General features: G+C 33.8%; 16 protein-coding genes and 1 pseudogene. 8 read left to right on the forward strand and 9 right to left on the reverse strand.

Going from position 1 to position 13,498, the window contains the following annotated elements; genetic code table 11:
* Positions 1-182 precede the first annotated feature (182 nt).
* From OPR44_RS05145 to OPR44_RS05160, 4 genes are all read left to right on the forward strand, one after another.
* Positions 183-1,577: a WH2 domain-containing protein gene (locus tag OPR44_RS05145; protein WP_265014599.1), complete on the forward strand. Its 1,395-nt coding sequence runs from the start codon at positions 183-185 to the stop codon at positions 1,575-1,577.
* A 74-nt stretch (positions 1,578-1,651) separates the two neighbouring features.
* Positions 1,652-2,911, forward strand: a complete 1,260-nt coding sequence (proS, locus tag OPR44_RS05150; RefSeq protein ID WP_265014600.1) for a proline--tRNA ligase — start codon at positions 1,652-1,654, stop codon at positions 2,909-2,911.
* On the forward strand, positions 2,908-3,282 hold the full coding sequence (locus tag OPR44_RS05155; RefSeq protein ID WP_007302804.1) for a holo-[acyl-carrier-protein] synthase: 375 nt from the start codon (positions 2,908-2,910) through the stop codon (positions 3,280-3,282). Before proS ends, OPR44_RS05155 begins: the two co-directional genes overlap by 4 nt.
* Positions 3,283-3,373: 91 nt before the next feature.
* Positions 3,374-4,465: a hypothetical protein gene (locus tag OPR44_RS05160; protein ID WP_265014601.1), complete on the forward strand. Its 1,092-nt coding sequence runs from the start codon at positions 3,374-3,376 to the stop codon at positions 4,463-4,465.
* A gap of 72 nt (positions 4,466-4,537) precedes the next feature.
* Here the strand turns inward: OPR44_RS05160 and OPR44_RS05165 are convergent, their stop codons facing one another.
* Genes OPR44_RS05165 through gp17 form a run of 3 tightly spaced genes read right to left on the reverse strand, consistent with a single transcriptional unit; the run spans position 4,538 to position 6,096 of the window.
* Positions 4,538-5,272, reverse strand: a complete 735-nt coding sequence (locus OPR44_RS05165; protein WP_265014602.1) for a hypothetical protein — start codon at positions 5,270-5,272, stop codon at positions 4,538-4,540.
* A gap of 58 nt (positions 5,273-5,330) precedes the next feature.
* Positions 5,331-5,720, reverse strand: a complete 390-nt coding sequence (locus OPR44_RS05170) for a phage tail tube protein (protein WP_007302803.1) — start codon at positions 5,718-5,720, stop codon at positions 5,331-5,333.
* Positions 5,695-6,096, reverse strand: a complete 402-nt coding sequence (gene gp17 / locus OPR44_RS05175) for a tail completion protein gp17 (RefSeq protein WP_265015452.1) — start codon at positions 6,094-6,096, stop codon at positions 5,695-5,697. Before gp17 ends, OPR44_RS05170 begins: the two co-directional genes overlap by 26 nt.
* 171 nt (positions 6,097-6,267) lie before the next feature.
* On the opposite strand from gp17, the pseudogene OPR44_RS08870 reads away from it, so the two are divergent.
* Positions 6,268-6,336: pseudogene (locus OPR44_RS08870) on the forward strand (WPE palindromic element domain-containing protein); the annotation flags it as partial.
* A 74-nt stretch (positions 6,337-6,410) separates the two neighbouring features.
* On the opposite strand, the gene OPR44_RS05180 reads toward OPR44_RS08870, so the two are convergent.
* Together OPR44_RS05180 and OPR44_RS05185 are read right to left on the reverse strand one after the other, a co-directional pair.
* Positions 6,411-6,941: a head-tail connector protein gene (locus OPR44_RS05180; protein WP_010401151.1), complete on the reverse strand. Its 531-nt coding sequence runs from the start codon at positions 6,939-6,941 to the stop codon at positions 6,411-6,413.
* Between the two features lie 102 nt (positions 6,942-7,043).
* Positions 7,044-7,337 carry a hypothetical protein gene (locus tag OPR44_RS05185; protein WP_063631247.1) on the reverse strand — a complete coding sequence of 98 codons (294 nt, stop codon included), beginning with the start codon at positions 7,335-7,337 and terminating at the stop codon, positions 7,044-7,046.
* A gap of 694 nt (positions 7,338-8,031) precedes the next feature.
* On the opposite strand from OPR44_RS05185, the gene dut reads away from it, so the two are divergent.
* Together dut and OPR44_RS05195 are read left to right on the forward strand one after the other, a co-directional pair.
* Entirely contained in the window at positions 8,032-8,493 is a 462-nt protein-coding gene (gene dut / locus OPR44_RS05190; RefSeq protein ID WP_264376290.1) for a dUTP diphosphatase, read from the forward strand.
* 79 nt (positions 8,494-8,572) lie between these two features.
* The gene (locus OPR44_RS05195) at positions 8,573-9,229 is read left to right on the forward strand and encodes a hypothetical protein (protein WP_265014603.1); all 657 of its coding nucleotides are present in this window, start codon (positions 8,573-8,575) and stop codon (positions 9,227-9,229) included.
* Positions 9,230-9,334: 105 nt separating this feature from the next.
* Here OPR44_RS05195 and nusB read toward each other — a convergent pair whose 3' ends face one another.
* From nusB to yidC, 3 genes are read right to left on the reverse strand one after another with little or no spacing between them, the layout of a single operon-like run.
* The gene (gene nusB / locus OPR44_RS05200; RefSeq protein WP_264377748.1) at positions 9,335-9,817 is read right to left on the reverse strand and encodes a transcription antitermination factor NusB; all 483 of its coding nucleotides are present in this window, start codon (positions 9,815-9,817) and stop codon (positions 9,335-9,337) included.
* Entirely contained in the window at positions 9,817-10,245 is a 429-nt protein-coding gene (locus OPR44_RS05205) for a 6,7-dimethyl-8-ribityllumazine synthase (protein ID WP_007302797.1), read from the reverse strand. The genes nusB and OPR44_RS05205 overlap by 1 nt, the downstream gene beginning before the upstream one ends.
* Positions 10,223-11,932, reverse strand: a complete 1,710-nt coding sequence (gene yidC, locus OPR44_RS05210) for a membrane protein insertase YidC (RefSeq protein ID WP_264377747.1) — start codon at positions 11,930-11,932, stop codon at positions 10,223-10,225. Before yidC ends, OPR44_RS05205 begins: the two co-directional genes overlap by 23 nt.
* A gap of 112 nt (positions 11,933-12,044) precedes the next feature.
* On the opposite strand from yidC, the gene OPR44_RS05215 reads away from it, so the two are divergent.
* Complete coding sequence (locus tag OPR44_RS05215; RefSeq protein ID WP_010401102.1) at positions 12,045-12,569, forward strand: TIGR02281 family clan AA aspartic protease; 525 nt, start codon at positions 12,045-12,047, stop codon at positions 12,567-12,569.
* Between the two features lie 5 nt (positions 12,570-12,574).
* Here the strand turns inward: OPR44_RS05215 and secF are convergent, their stop codons facing one another.
* Positions 12,575-13,450, reverse strand: coding sequence for a protein translocase subunit SecF (secF, locus tag OPR44_RS05220; RefSeq protein WP_010401100.1), 876 nt, complete (start codon positions 13,448-13,450; stop codon positions 12,575-12,577).
* Between the last annotated feature and the right edge of the window lie 48 nt (positions 13,451-13,498).

Raw genomic sequence — 13,498 nt, forward strand, 5'->3', positions numbered from 1 at the left:
CATCATGAGCTCCGCCACCACCCCCACCTCCACCATCTGCAGATTGGAGAAAAAATTGGAAGCCAGCGAAAAATAACGATAAAAATGAAAACACTCTTGGTAGTACTCCATCAAAAACCAGCAATAGCACTCAATTAAAAAGAGGTCTATCTGAGGTTTCTAATCAAAATTTTCTTGAAGAGTTGAAAAATAAGATAAAACACAGGAAAGAAGAAGAAAAAGAAAATAATGCGAGTGACAAAACTGCAGATAAAGGAAGCAATATTAGACAGAGTGAGAAAAATAGAAGCTCAACTCCCAAACCTGTATCACCTAGAGTTTTGAGTCCTCAACAAGATAATGGTAATAGTAACAAACCTTCAGGAACTAACAATAGTACTCAATCAGAAAAAGGGCTATCTGAGAATCCCGTTCAACTTGCAACAGAACAAAAAATCGATACTCCCATTTTGATTAATACTTTAGTTGGAATAAGTAAGACAGCTGCCTTAAAATATTCAATTGCTACTTTGTTGCTATGTATATCTAGTGTTACAGCTGGTATATATACATATCTTTCGATTTCAGTAACACTAAGTGATCCAGTACTTTTCACAGTTATTGCTTTTGTTTCTGCATCGGTTATGTTGAGCTTAGCTGCATATCTTATCAATTCACACCTTTCTGCAATAAACAGCGAGAAAGGAGTTGATCCTGGTAGAAAACAATCACAAGATAGTGCATTGCAGAAAGAAGCAGAAAGCTTGGAACATAGCAATACTCCTACACCATCATTTCCAGTAATGTCTGGAATACCCATTGTACCACTACTACCTCCACCACCTCCTCCATTGCCACAAAATGCTGCACCACTACCATCTCCGCCGCCTCCTCCTACAGCTTCCAAGTATACGGAGAAACCTAAGAATGGTGCACCGAAAAAGGCTAATGAATCTAAGCATGATCGTTCTGATCTGCTTGAACAGATAAGAAAAGGTACGAAGTTAAAACCTATTAATGATGGTGCACCGGAGAAGGCTATTGATTCTGAACAAAACAAGTCATTACCTGCGGGTGCCAAACAAGAAACAAAAGAAGAGTATTTTGCAAGAATTGAGAAGTTGCGAGAAGAGAATAAGCAACGTACAATGAGGAATGCTCAATGTCATGATTCTGGGATAGCTAATATCCTGAAGAGGAGACCAGCAATAGAATTTTCTAGTAGTGAAAGTGAAGTTTCTGACCACAGTGACAGTGATGATTGGAGCAATGATAAATCGAAAAAACCGAAAGAGAAAAAGCTGACAAAATCCAGGAAAAAACCTACGCCTTCAAACTCCCAACCAGAAGATGAAAGAGGAAGCAAGAGTCCTGACAGTGGTCATGAATCTGATGATAATGTAAAACCTAAATCCACAACTCCACCACGTTCTACACTAAAGGCAGAGAAGCCACCGATATCGCCTAAGCCTGTTAATTCAAAAACGAAATATGAAGCTTCTCCTGCAGCACAAGCAAATAATGTTGACTCAGTGAATAGTGAGGTGCAAAAACCATTTCAAGTTCAAAGTGTCGTAGATCGAGGTAAGAGAAAGTAGTACACTCTTCTTAAAATAAGTTTACCTACAGGCCTGATTGTATTAAGATTACTTAGTACAATCAGATTTATCAAATGCGTTTATCTCAATATTACCTGCCAACTTTAAAAGAAACCCCGGCTGGTGCTGAAATTATTTCTCATCAATATTTGTTACGTGCGGGCTTAATCAAGCAGACAGCATCTGGAATTTATTCTTGGCTGCCGCTTGGTCTTTTGGTACTTAAAAATATTGAAAATATTATCAGAGATGAAATTGGTGCAATTGAAGTGTTGATGCCTTGTGTGCAGCCAGCAAGTCTTTGGCGAGAGTCAGGACGTTACGATGATTACGGCAAAGAAATGCTACGTATTAAAGATAGGCATGAAAGCGATATGCTTTTTGGTCCAACACATGAGGAGGTGGTAACTGATTTGATTAGAAATACGGTAAAAAGTTACAAAGATTTACCACTTTGTTTATATCAAATTCAGTGGAAGTTTCGTGACGAAGTAAGACCTCGTTATGGCGTTATGAGAGGCAGGGAATTTCTGATGAAGGATGCATACAGTTTTGATGTAGATTACGAAGGTGCACTGAATTCATATAATTTGATGTATAAAACTTACATAAAAATCTTCAAACGCATGGGACTTACTCCAATTGGAGTGAGGGCAGATACAGGACCAATTGGAGGAAATTTAAGTCATGAATTTCATATATTGGCAAGCACCGGTGAGAGCACTTTATATTATGACAATAAATTTTCTGAACTGCTAGAGAGTGAAGATATTGAAAGTCTGAAGAGCATATATGCAGTTGCAGACGATATGCATGATCCTGAAAGTTGTCCTATACCGCAAGAACAGTTAAATGTTAGCAAGGGTATTGAAATAGGGCATGTTTTTTATTTTGGTGATAAATATTCGAAACCTATGAAGGCAAGTGTTACTTCTCAAGATGGAAAAAATGTTAACATGCATATGGGTTCGTATGGTATTGGAGTTTCAAGGCTTGTTGGCGCAATAATAGAAGCTTTCCATGATGATAAAGGAATTATCTGGCCAGAGGCAGTAGCTCCTTTTAAAGTTGGTTTGATCAATTTACAAACAAAAGTAACGGAGGCTGCAGATAAAATATACAAAGCTTTGAAAAGCGATGAAGTGCTTTATGATGATACGGACGAAAGTGTAGGAGTGAAATTTGCCAGAATGGATCTGATAGGCTTGCCGTGGCAAATAATTGTTGGAAAAAAAGTAGTAAGTGAAAATACAGTTGAAGTAAAAAATAGAGCAACTGGAGAGGTAGAGGAAATACAAGTTGAAGAAGCAATAAATCGTTTTAGCGCAAAATGATATACGGTATTGGCACTGACATAGTATATATACCCAGAATATTGAGGATATCACAAAAATACGGGGAAAAATTTCTCAATAAAGTCTATACTAAGAAGGAGATAGAGATAAGCAAAAAATATAATAGCCAAGAAGTAAGGGCAAAATATTTTGCTAAACGCTTTGCTGCAAAGGAAGCTTTTGTTAAAGCGCTAGGCACTGGATTCAGCCAAGGAATTATAATGAAAGATATAGAAATATACAGTAATATCAGGGGAAAACCACATCTTGCTATCACAAAGGATTTCATCTCGAAAGACTACAAGATACACCTTTCTCTAAGTGATGATCAAGATTATGCTACTGCGTTTGTTGTAATTTGCGTTGAGTAGATATTGTTTAATACACATACTACATAACATGCTATTTTAATAAAAAATTTACTAATAAGTATTGAAATATTAATTTACTAGGAGAAATTTTATGTTTGGAGAAACCAGCAAACTCAACGCAGTAGATACAAAAATTAAATTTAGAGACTTTATTGAAAACACTAACGTGGTAGATTTATGTAAAAAGGAATATTGCATAAGTACATTACATGCAGCACCAAAACGTATAATATCAAATAAGACCATTGAAGAAATATTAGAGAAATTTAACTCAGGCGAAGCATTAGGAAATGACCTTTCATCATGCCAAAGAGAATGCTCGGATTTGAGAAATGCAAAAGCTATCCCAGGTAAAAAAAAATCATCATGCGATAGCCGTTGTAATAAACATTATAACTTAAAAGATAAAGATGAAGGTAAAGATAAAGGTGAAGATTGGTATAAAGAACTCATTAAACCAAAAGTTGAACTTGATTTTTGTAAAAAAAAATGTATCAAAAATGAAGAAGCTATAAAAAGTGCAGCTAAAGAATACTATGAAAATAAAAAAGAAGAAATAGCACAAAAATTATCAGATGATGAGATTGAAAAACATAAAACCCATATAAAGTCATTAATATATAAGAAGTACAATAAATCAATTGAAGAAGCGAATGTAATCAAAGAAGAGCAAGAAAGAAAAATAGACTCATCAGCAAAAGAAACGTTAGTAGTAACTCAAAATGTTGATGCTGAGAAAATGAAACAAGAATTGCTTGATAAAATAAAAGAGCTTATGAGTCCAAAACAAGAATTTTTAAATTTACTTGTTAAAGAGAATTACGTGGTAGATAAAGTATGTAAAAATTATTATTGCAATAAACAAGAAGAAAAAGAACTTTCTAAATGCAATTCAGAATGCGAGGATAGCAAGGAATTTGAGATTCTCAACGACAGAGAGTATAAAGAATGTAAAACAAATTGTCAAAAAGAAAAAGAATCTAAAAAATACGAATGTGAAGGAAGATGTTATTTAAAACAAGAAGATATAAAGAGTGCAGCTAAGGAATACTATCAGGAAATAAAAAATAACACATCAAAAGAAAAATTTGATACCAGTAAAATGGAACAAGGGTTTCTTGATAAAGTACAAATAATTATGAAAAATACATTTCCTTCAGAGTTAGAGTATTCTGTATTATAGTACTGAACTTTGATTAGGTGGGGAATGTAAGAAGTATAGTTTCAAAATTTTTTTTTGAAACTATACTTTGACCTACACAGATCGACCTTTCTGTGAATCCTGGTTTCTGCTTTCTTCAACTTGTTTTGCAAAAGACGTCTCTTGTGTGTTCATATGTTGAAGTGGTTTAGCAATTTCGCGCACAACAGCAGCAACTGCAGTTAAAAACGCCTTAAATAATCCACCTAAAACTCCACCAACTGCTTCTCTACCGTACATACGAGCTTGCTTTTTATTGTCATCAGCAGTTTCCCCTGCCCTCCTTCTTGGATCCATTCTATGAGCAATAACTGAAAACAACACCCCCCTAATTGAAGACTTCACTCGTGCTTTTGCCTTCTGAACATCTTCATCACTTGCTACTTCATGTTTTTCCCTACTATTCATTAGCTCCTTTTGTTGTTGAAAACTTAAGATCTCTTCCATCAGTTGTTTCTTTCTCTTTTCCAAAACTCTTTTCTTGGACTCTGATTTATCGCGAGTGTGTTTTGTGGTTTCAAGTTCTACATCAATATCCTCAGATGCTGCTTGGCTATATAAGGTTTCTATGAGCCTATCTATACTTCGCTTTACTTGCATAGTCCTTTCGTAACTATCTAAATTATCAACTCCTTCATCAATTTGACTTAAAATATCCTCGAAAGGTTTTAAATACTCTTTGCACTGCTCTTCAAGCTGATTTTCATTCTTCAAATTCCTTTCTCTTCTGTCATCGCTATTCTCTTCAACATTATCATCACCTTCTTCGAAAAGATCCTCATCGTTCATAATTTTTTTTAATTTATTCCCACTTATTATTATTGTATATGAAAAAATTAAATTAACACTAATGAAAAGTGTTCACAACTTCAGCACTGGCTAAAACTACAGTGAAGCTGTCAAAAGTGGCAGGATCATAATATCTCTCATACAATTCAACCGAACACCTGAGTTTTATCTTCTCCTTAGCATTAAAACTAATCTCATAATCATTATTAGAGTTTAACATTGCAGAATTACGCAATAATTCATCAGCCAATACTGAATTTAAAATGCCATTAATTTTTATTGTAATCTTTCTACTTCCAGCACAATCAAGCACTTTTCTCCAGCCAAAAGAGGAAATATCTTTCATCTCCTCTTTGTTATTACGCAAAGTAAACCTTAAGTTTCGTATATTATTCAGCACAACAAAATTATTGTCATGACCTTTAATTTTCAGCTGTAATTTGCTCATCGCTACCTCCTTGTATTAAAATATCAAAATTAATTGTTGAATGTAAAACTTCATCATGCTGATTCATAGCACAATTACTTTCAAAAATGGTCTCACTACTAATGCTCTTTACCACCAAGCTAACATGCTTTATAGCAGCAAGCATGCTGCTTATATGATAAGTATATATGTCGCATGAAAATCTTACTTTTGTAGCAAAATTAGATAGCATATGCAGGTTAACATAATTTACTATGCGCAATCTCAGATAAGGAATAGTAACCTGCTTAGGCAGGTAATCATAGATGTTAGTAACATATTTCTTTAAATCAGAGTTTGCTTTTAATGCTGCATAAATACTATTATACAACTCATTTACAATTTGAATTTTTTCCATCTCACAGATACGGCTAAGAACATTGCAATTTGTAGATAATTTACGTAATAAATGGTCAGTGCTTACTGTACGAACATTATCTATCAAGAAGATGTCATCCCATGCCCAGACACTGGTTCACTTTATAATGATGTCATTCCAGTAGCCCTTTCTTGTCATCCAAGTGCTTGACACTGGGATCTAGAAAACTTCACTTTAAATGAGCGCACCAGGTGGCTGTACAATAGAAACTGGATTCCAGACTGGGGATGACACCGAAGGGGCTACTTGAATGACACCATCTGTTGTATCTGCTATTGAATGACAAACAGGAACTACAAAACAACCTTTGGTTCGCGAAATGGAGAATACACCTTCTTCACTTCAGATAAATGGCTACTTACTTCTGATTCACGATTTTTATAGAGAGCAGAAACATGCTGCATAATACCTAGCTTTATTTGCTCAGGAACGCTGTCATAGCCAGCTTCGTATACAACATCAGCCCTTATTATGTTCAAATAATTGAAAAATTCAATATAGCTTCCTATATCACTAAAATAATAACTAAGTTTTCTATTCTTATCAGTAGCCAATATTATTTTATTCACAGGACCATAGCTTAAATAGATTCTACGAGGTATATAACCTTCATATGAAACTTGCCACGTTTGCTTTACTAGAGACTTTTCCATATGCCACTGAGCATAATCAGTTGCCATAAAAATAAAACTTGAAATCAACTTATCATCTTGATCATTTTCAATTCGTAAAAAAGATTTAACCTCTCCTAAAGTTACTGGAAAAGATTTAGGCTTAGACTTACGTTGTATATTTATAATTGGATACTTTAGTCTTGTTGACATAACAACCCTCCTTTTCTATATATAGCTAAAATAAGTAAGACTTATCCATAAAAAATCTTACTTATTTTAGTTATCACTTAATATTAAATTGCAGCAGCAACTCTATCGTACAAGTATATTGAGAAGAGAACGTATTAACGCTGTTTCTCCTTTTTTATTGATCAAGTTTACTAAGCCGGATTTTAGTAGATTGACATTCTGAGAATGAATGTTATTGAAAGTGGAGTTTATTTCTTTAGCAAGTAGACTGCGAAATTTCTGCACACTTTCATATGCGATATTTTCAAGTTCATGTGCAAACTTATCTTGAGCTACAGCTGATATGTCTTCAACTTTCTCATTGAACTCTTCTAGCTTTCTTTCCTTACCTTTAAAATTTTTCGTAAAAGTTTTCATATTAATTGGCCTCAACTATTCTTATAATTATAATGACAATAAAAAGACTACCGAAGTAAAAAATTAGCACTACAATACTGCAAACAACAGCAGCACACCAAACCGGTTCACTTTATAGCGTAAATTCAAGTATGTCATTCAAGTAGCCCCTTTGATGTCATTCCAGCGCGTGACGCTGGAATCGAGTCTTTCAACCGTTGTGTTTTAGCATAAAGCAACTACTTTTGTGCTTACCAACCTAATAAAATTTCTGGATGCCAGTGTCTGGGCATTGACCATTTGCTGTATTCAAAAATGAATGTTCGTACAATTATGTGTCACGTGCTGGAACATAAGGTGTCATTCAAGTAGCCCCTTTTTTCTCATCCCAGTGCCCAGACACTGAGATCCAGGAACCAGCGTCACGCGCTGGAATGACACCCTCTATACAAACGTACTGTTTTAAACGTTTTATAAGCCCGTTTCAGCTTATATTAGGTAGAAATTATTGTGAAGACATAAAGTGCACATAGCGGAAAGATTTATAAGACGCCAACTGTATAATACTTTTGTCGTTTAATCTGAACAGATTGAAGGTAATAAAACACTTTGAATTTTATAGTAAGGAAGCTGAAAGATTTGTCAAGTAGTTTTCTTATCTTTTACAGGCATAATTTACATGCTACAATCAAATTTTCATAACTGGTGAACAAAAATGCAAAGAGATAAAATTAAAGTAGAAATAAAAAAGTTATCACATGGCGAAAGCCTGCCTCTTCCCTGTTATGCAACTATGCAGAGTGCTGGCATGGATCTTTATGCTGCATTGGACGACTCTGTTATTTTAAATCCACTTGAAAGGTTACTTATTCCAACTGGCATTGTAATTGCAATACCAAACGGTTTTGAAGGACAAGTTCGCCCACGTTCTGGGCTTGCTGCAAAACATGGAATCACTGTCTTAAATTCTCCGGGCACTATAGACTCCGATTATCGAGGTGAAGTTAAAGTTTGCCTAATCAATCTAAGTAATCAGCCATATGAAATAAAAAGAGGAGATAGAATCGCACAAATCCTCATCACTCCTGTATCTCAGGTAATTTGGGATGACAGAGAAGAATTCTGCACAGAAGAAACCGTCCGCAATGAAGGGGGCTTTGGATCAAGCGGTAGGTAGTTTTTTATATGTAAGTTGACTGTATTGATTTTTTTATATGTAATATTAATATATTATTAACTTATTTTAAGAGGAAATTATGTCAATTTTCAAAACCCACTGTCATAAAACAAACATTGCAATTGTAGCGCTTACTTCTCTGTATGTTATAGGCACAGCAGTAGCACTTTCAACACCGTATTGGGTGTCTTCAACTTCGATTTTAGCGCCAATTGCGGTTTTTGCAGCTACACCACTTGGAATAAGTGTTTTAGCATTTGCTGCTGTTGCACTGGCTAGTTTAGCAATATATTCCATCATCAAAAACAATGAAATATCTGAGCTTAAAGCTCCAAGAATTGTTATTGGTAGCTCTCAAAGATATCCGATGTTGCAAGTAACAGATAAAGATTATAGATTTATTGAAGAGAACTATAAGAACAAAAATGGTGAATATATAATAGATTTTACTAACTTAAAAGGTGAAGTATTTCAAGCGGAGAGTAATGGTCAAATTAAATACAATAATAATTCTGATCCGATCTTGCTTGGCAACACTAAACTCCTTGCTGTATGTAAGCTATACAAGAAGAATAGTCATGGTTCAATTCAAGATATAAATCGTGGAGAGAATTTAGAAATGTCAGTTTTAGGCGCTGAAGAAAATGATGCTAAAGAACTAATCATTAGATTTGCGCCAAGCTCAATTGTTAAAGCACCAGAAACTGAACAAGGGAACAACGGAATAAATAAATAATTAAGCGAAATAAAAATGGTAGACTAAGTCTACCGTTTTTTTAATGTCAGTTACTCAAATTCACTATGGGAATTCCCTTGACTTTTATATAGTTGTGAGAAGCTGCTAAGGATTTTTATTTAATTTAACTGCATCTTTTGCCTTATCCAATAACCCATTAATAAAACCAATTTCGCTTGGTTTATCAAGTAAATCAGATGCAATATTAGTATACTCATTGATAACAACTGGAACTGGTGTATCGCAATTAATCAACTCACATATTGCAACACGCAAAATAGATAAGCTTATAAGATTTAACCGTGAAAGGGACCAGCTTGGGTGTAAGTAAGACTCTATTATTTTATCATATTCTTCACTGCTTTTTATAACCTTATATAACAAGTTTTCTAAGAACTGATGTTCAAATTCTTCACATTCAAATATATCTTTCAACTTACTTATGTAGTCCTTAAGCTCACAATTTTCCAGTTTAAAGGTGCTTTTGTTGTAACCTACGAAAATATTTGAATAAGCAATTTGTACAGCAAGAAATCTTGCCGTACTTCTTTTTATACGCCACTTTTTATCTACTGGTTTTTCCTCCATTATTTTAATTTATTGTGTAGATCTATCATATGCAAAACAGTTGAGGCTGCATGGCCACCAACGTTCTTTTTATTTTTGTCAGCTCTAATTAGTGCTTTATCTTTACTATCTGCTGTGATTATTCCCATACCAAGAGGTATTGCATGATGCATAACAATTGCATTTAAGCCTTCGATTACTCCTTTACAAACGTATTTATAATGATCAGTTTCACCACGAATTACACATCCAAGAGCTAAATAACCATCATAATTAGTATTCTTGCCTTTGACCGCAAAAAGAATTGCAGCTGGTATCTCAAACGTACCAGGCGCTTTAATTATCTCGTAACCAATATTATTTCCTTTGAATTTATCAGTTGCACCCTCAAGCAAAAGGTTTGCTATTTCAGTATAATAAACTGAATTAACTATTAGTATTTTCGACATTCATTCCTACTTTTCTTGTTAAAAGCAACTTTATTAATGATTGTTGAACCAGAGTTATAATATTACTAAATATCCAATATATTACCAGGCCGGCAGGAAAAGAAGAAAAAATAAAGACAGAAATGTAAGGTAAAAACTTCATAACATTTACTTGAATATCATCTTTACTGGTTTGATCTTTCTCACTTAGCTTCTGCTGAATTATCATGGTAGCGCCGAAAATTATAGGTAAAATGCCTATAGAAATAGGAAAGTTATAATTAAACAACCCAAATAATGTAAAAATGTTTGTTGGATCAGAAGCTGAAAGATCCTTAATCCATAAATAAAAAGGGGCGTGTCTCATCTCTATAGTAACAAATAATACTTTATACAGAGCAAAAAATACTGGTATTTGTATGAGCATAGGGAAAATGCTCGACATTGGATTTACATTGTTTCTCTTGAACAACGCTATTGTCTCTTTATGCTGCTTTAAGCTGTCACTTTTATACAACTCTTTTATACGAGTTAATTCAGGCTGAAGGCTTTTTACCTTAAACATTGAAATATATGATCTATTAGACAAGGGAAGCATCAAAAGTTTGATTACTAAAGTTAGCAATAATATTGCTAAGCCAAAATTTTTCAAAACAAAGTTAAAATATTCAAGCAGTAAAAACACTGGCTTGGTTATAAAATAAAGTACACCAAAATCTACAGCCTTATCAAATAAAGGTATATTAAGAGTGTCTTTATAAGAATCAAGTAAATTCAATTTCTTTGCCCCAGCAAAAAAGTAGTTCAGAGTAGAAACACTTGCACCAGGGAGTATGTGTTTGTAAGGTTTAACAAAATCTACTTGAAACTTATCAACGTTATTAACATTCGTATGCTTAATACTTACATTTATTTGATCAGATTTCTCAGGTATGATGGCTGTAAGCCAGTATTTATCAGCAAAACCAAACCAATTTTTTTCACTCGTGCTTGCCTTTATTAAACGCTTCTTAGAAATATCCTTATATGTCCACTCCTCTAGCTTATTGTTAAATGCACCTAGTACTCCTTCATGTGATATCCAATAGGATTCGTTAATATTATCACGTTTACGATTGATTTTACCATAGGGAACCAAAACTACATTATCTTTTGTATTGTTTTCAATAATTTGCTCAACTTTAAACATGTAGTTATCGTCAAGGCTAATTTTCATTCTAAATAAAATGCCATTTTCATTATCCCAAAATAAATTGACCTCTTTTTGATTGAGTTTATCTGCTTGCCATACTGTTTTAGAATCTGGAACTTTAATCTTTTCATTCGGATCGAGCCACCCAAATTCTGCGAAATATACATCTTTTGATTCTGCAGGTGACAGTAACACCACTTGTGGAGAAGAAGAACTCGGTTCTAAGTGGTAGTTAGTTAAGATTAAGTCATCAAACCTTGCACCTTTTAGAGAAATTGATCCTTCAAGCATGTTATTGGTTAAATTAACTCTCTGTTCTCTAGTAGAATTAATAATTTCAGAACGATTTTGGTATATCATAGGAGCAAGGTCGTTAGAAGATTCGATATGTTCAATATTTTCAATCGATGGTTGGCTTTGACTCGTGTTAAGAAAATTATCATAAATAATATGCCATAATACTATAATCAATATAGAAAGAATTGTTGCTAAAATTAAATTTTTTGCTTCTGACATGAAATTAAATCGAACATACCTCCTTAAAGGATATATTAAATATTGTACTAAAACAATAAAGTTTACTTGTTTTTAATAATAGCTTTTAACGCTATCTTAAAAATCTACTCTTATGGCTTCAAATTTTAATAATATGAATGCAGCAAAAAATCTAGTTATTTGGCTACTGATAATAGTCATTACTGCAATGTTTATTGATTCACAAGGGGATAAACTAAGCAATAGGTTTCTGAGCACTTTTCTACCGTACAAAGGAAGGGTTCAAAATGGCGGAAGTATTGAATTTACAAAGTCATACGATGGACACTTTTATATTCAAGCTCAAGTCAATGATCGTAATATAACGTTTTTGCTTGATACCGGAGCAACTGATATTGTTCTATCGCAAAAAGATGCGTTACATGCTGGTATTAACTTACAAAACATTCAAGACTTTAAAATATATGAAACTGCAAAAGGTCAAATAAAAGCTGGAGTGGTTCAAATACCTCAAGTTAAAATAGGAAATTTTTTAATTAATGATGTGCACGCTAGTGTTAATACTCACTCTATGTCCCATTCATTACTTGGTATGAGCTTTTTGAGATATTTTCATTTCACTATTAGGGATAACAAGCTAATATTATATCGTAGTTAAACGTTCTATACTCTACTTATCAACGCTCTGCAGGTCAATATAGGAGCAGAGATAAATATTGCGGAACAGGTGCCGATTGCAATGCCAAAAGAAATGATTAAGCAGAAGTCTCTGACCACACCTGTACAAATCAGCACTAAAGGAAGAGCGGCAAGAAGAGTAGTACCTGAAGTTAACATAGTGCGAAATAGCGTCGAATTAATGCTGGCATCAACTACTTCACCTATTTTTGCATTTTTTCCACTTTTTTGATACTCTCGAATCCGATCATATATAACCACTGAGTTATTGATTGAGTAGCCAATTACGGTAAGGAGAGCTGCAACTGATGAAATATTAAACTCAATACTCGTTAAACTGATAAAGCCAAGAGTTAAAATCACATCATGGATCAGTGCCATTATTCCACCAAGTCCACACTGCCAGTTAAATCTAAGCCAAACATAAAAAAATATTCCAATAATTGCAATTAACATAGCTGATATCCCTTCAAATATCTGCGTTGAGCCTATTTGTGGACCAACATAATCTATTTTGCGATAAGTTACTAAATTACCTAATTTGCTCTCTAATATACTTTTAACCTTTTTAATTTTATCTTCATCTCCCTCATCTTTAAACCGCACAACTAAGTTATCACCAGCTTTTGAACTCTGTATCGTAAATCCACTCTCTTTTAATATACCGAGAATAGCATCATCCTTGCTTGAAGATTTTATCTCTATCAAAATTCCACCTGTAAAGTCTATACCCAAATTCATTCCTCGCAGCATAAAAGTAAGCATTGAAAAAATGATAAGAATAACGCTAACAAGTGCTGTCAAATTTCTATATTTACTAAATTTTATATCAAGATTATCTGGAATAAGTCTAATTGCCATATTTCCTACTTAAATTGTGATTTTATATACTTTTTAAGCAATCGACTA

The sequence above is a fragment of the Wolbachia endosymbiont (group B) of Camptogramma bilineatum genome (assembly GCF_947251825.1).
GTDB lineage: Bacteria > Pseudomonadota > Alphaproteobacteria > Rickettsiales > Anaplasmataceae > Wolbachia.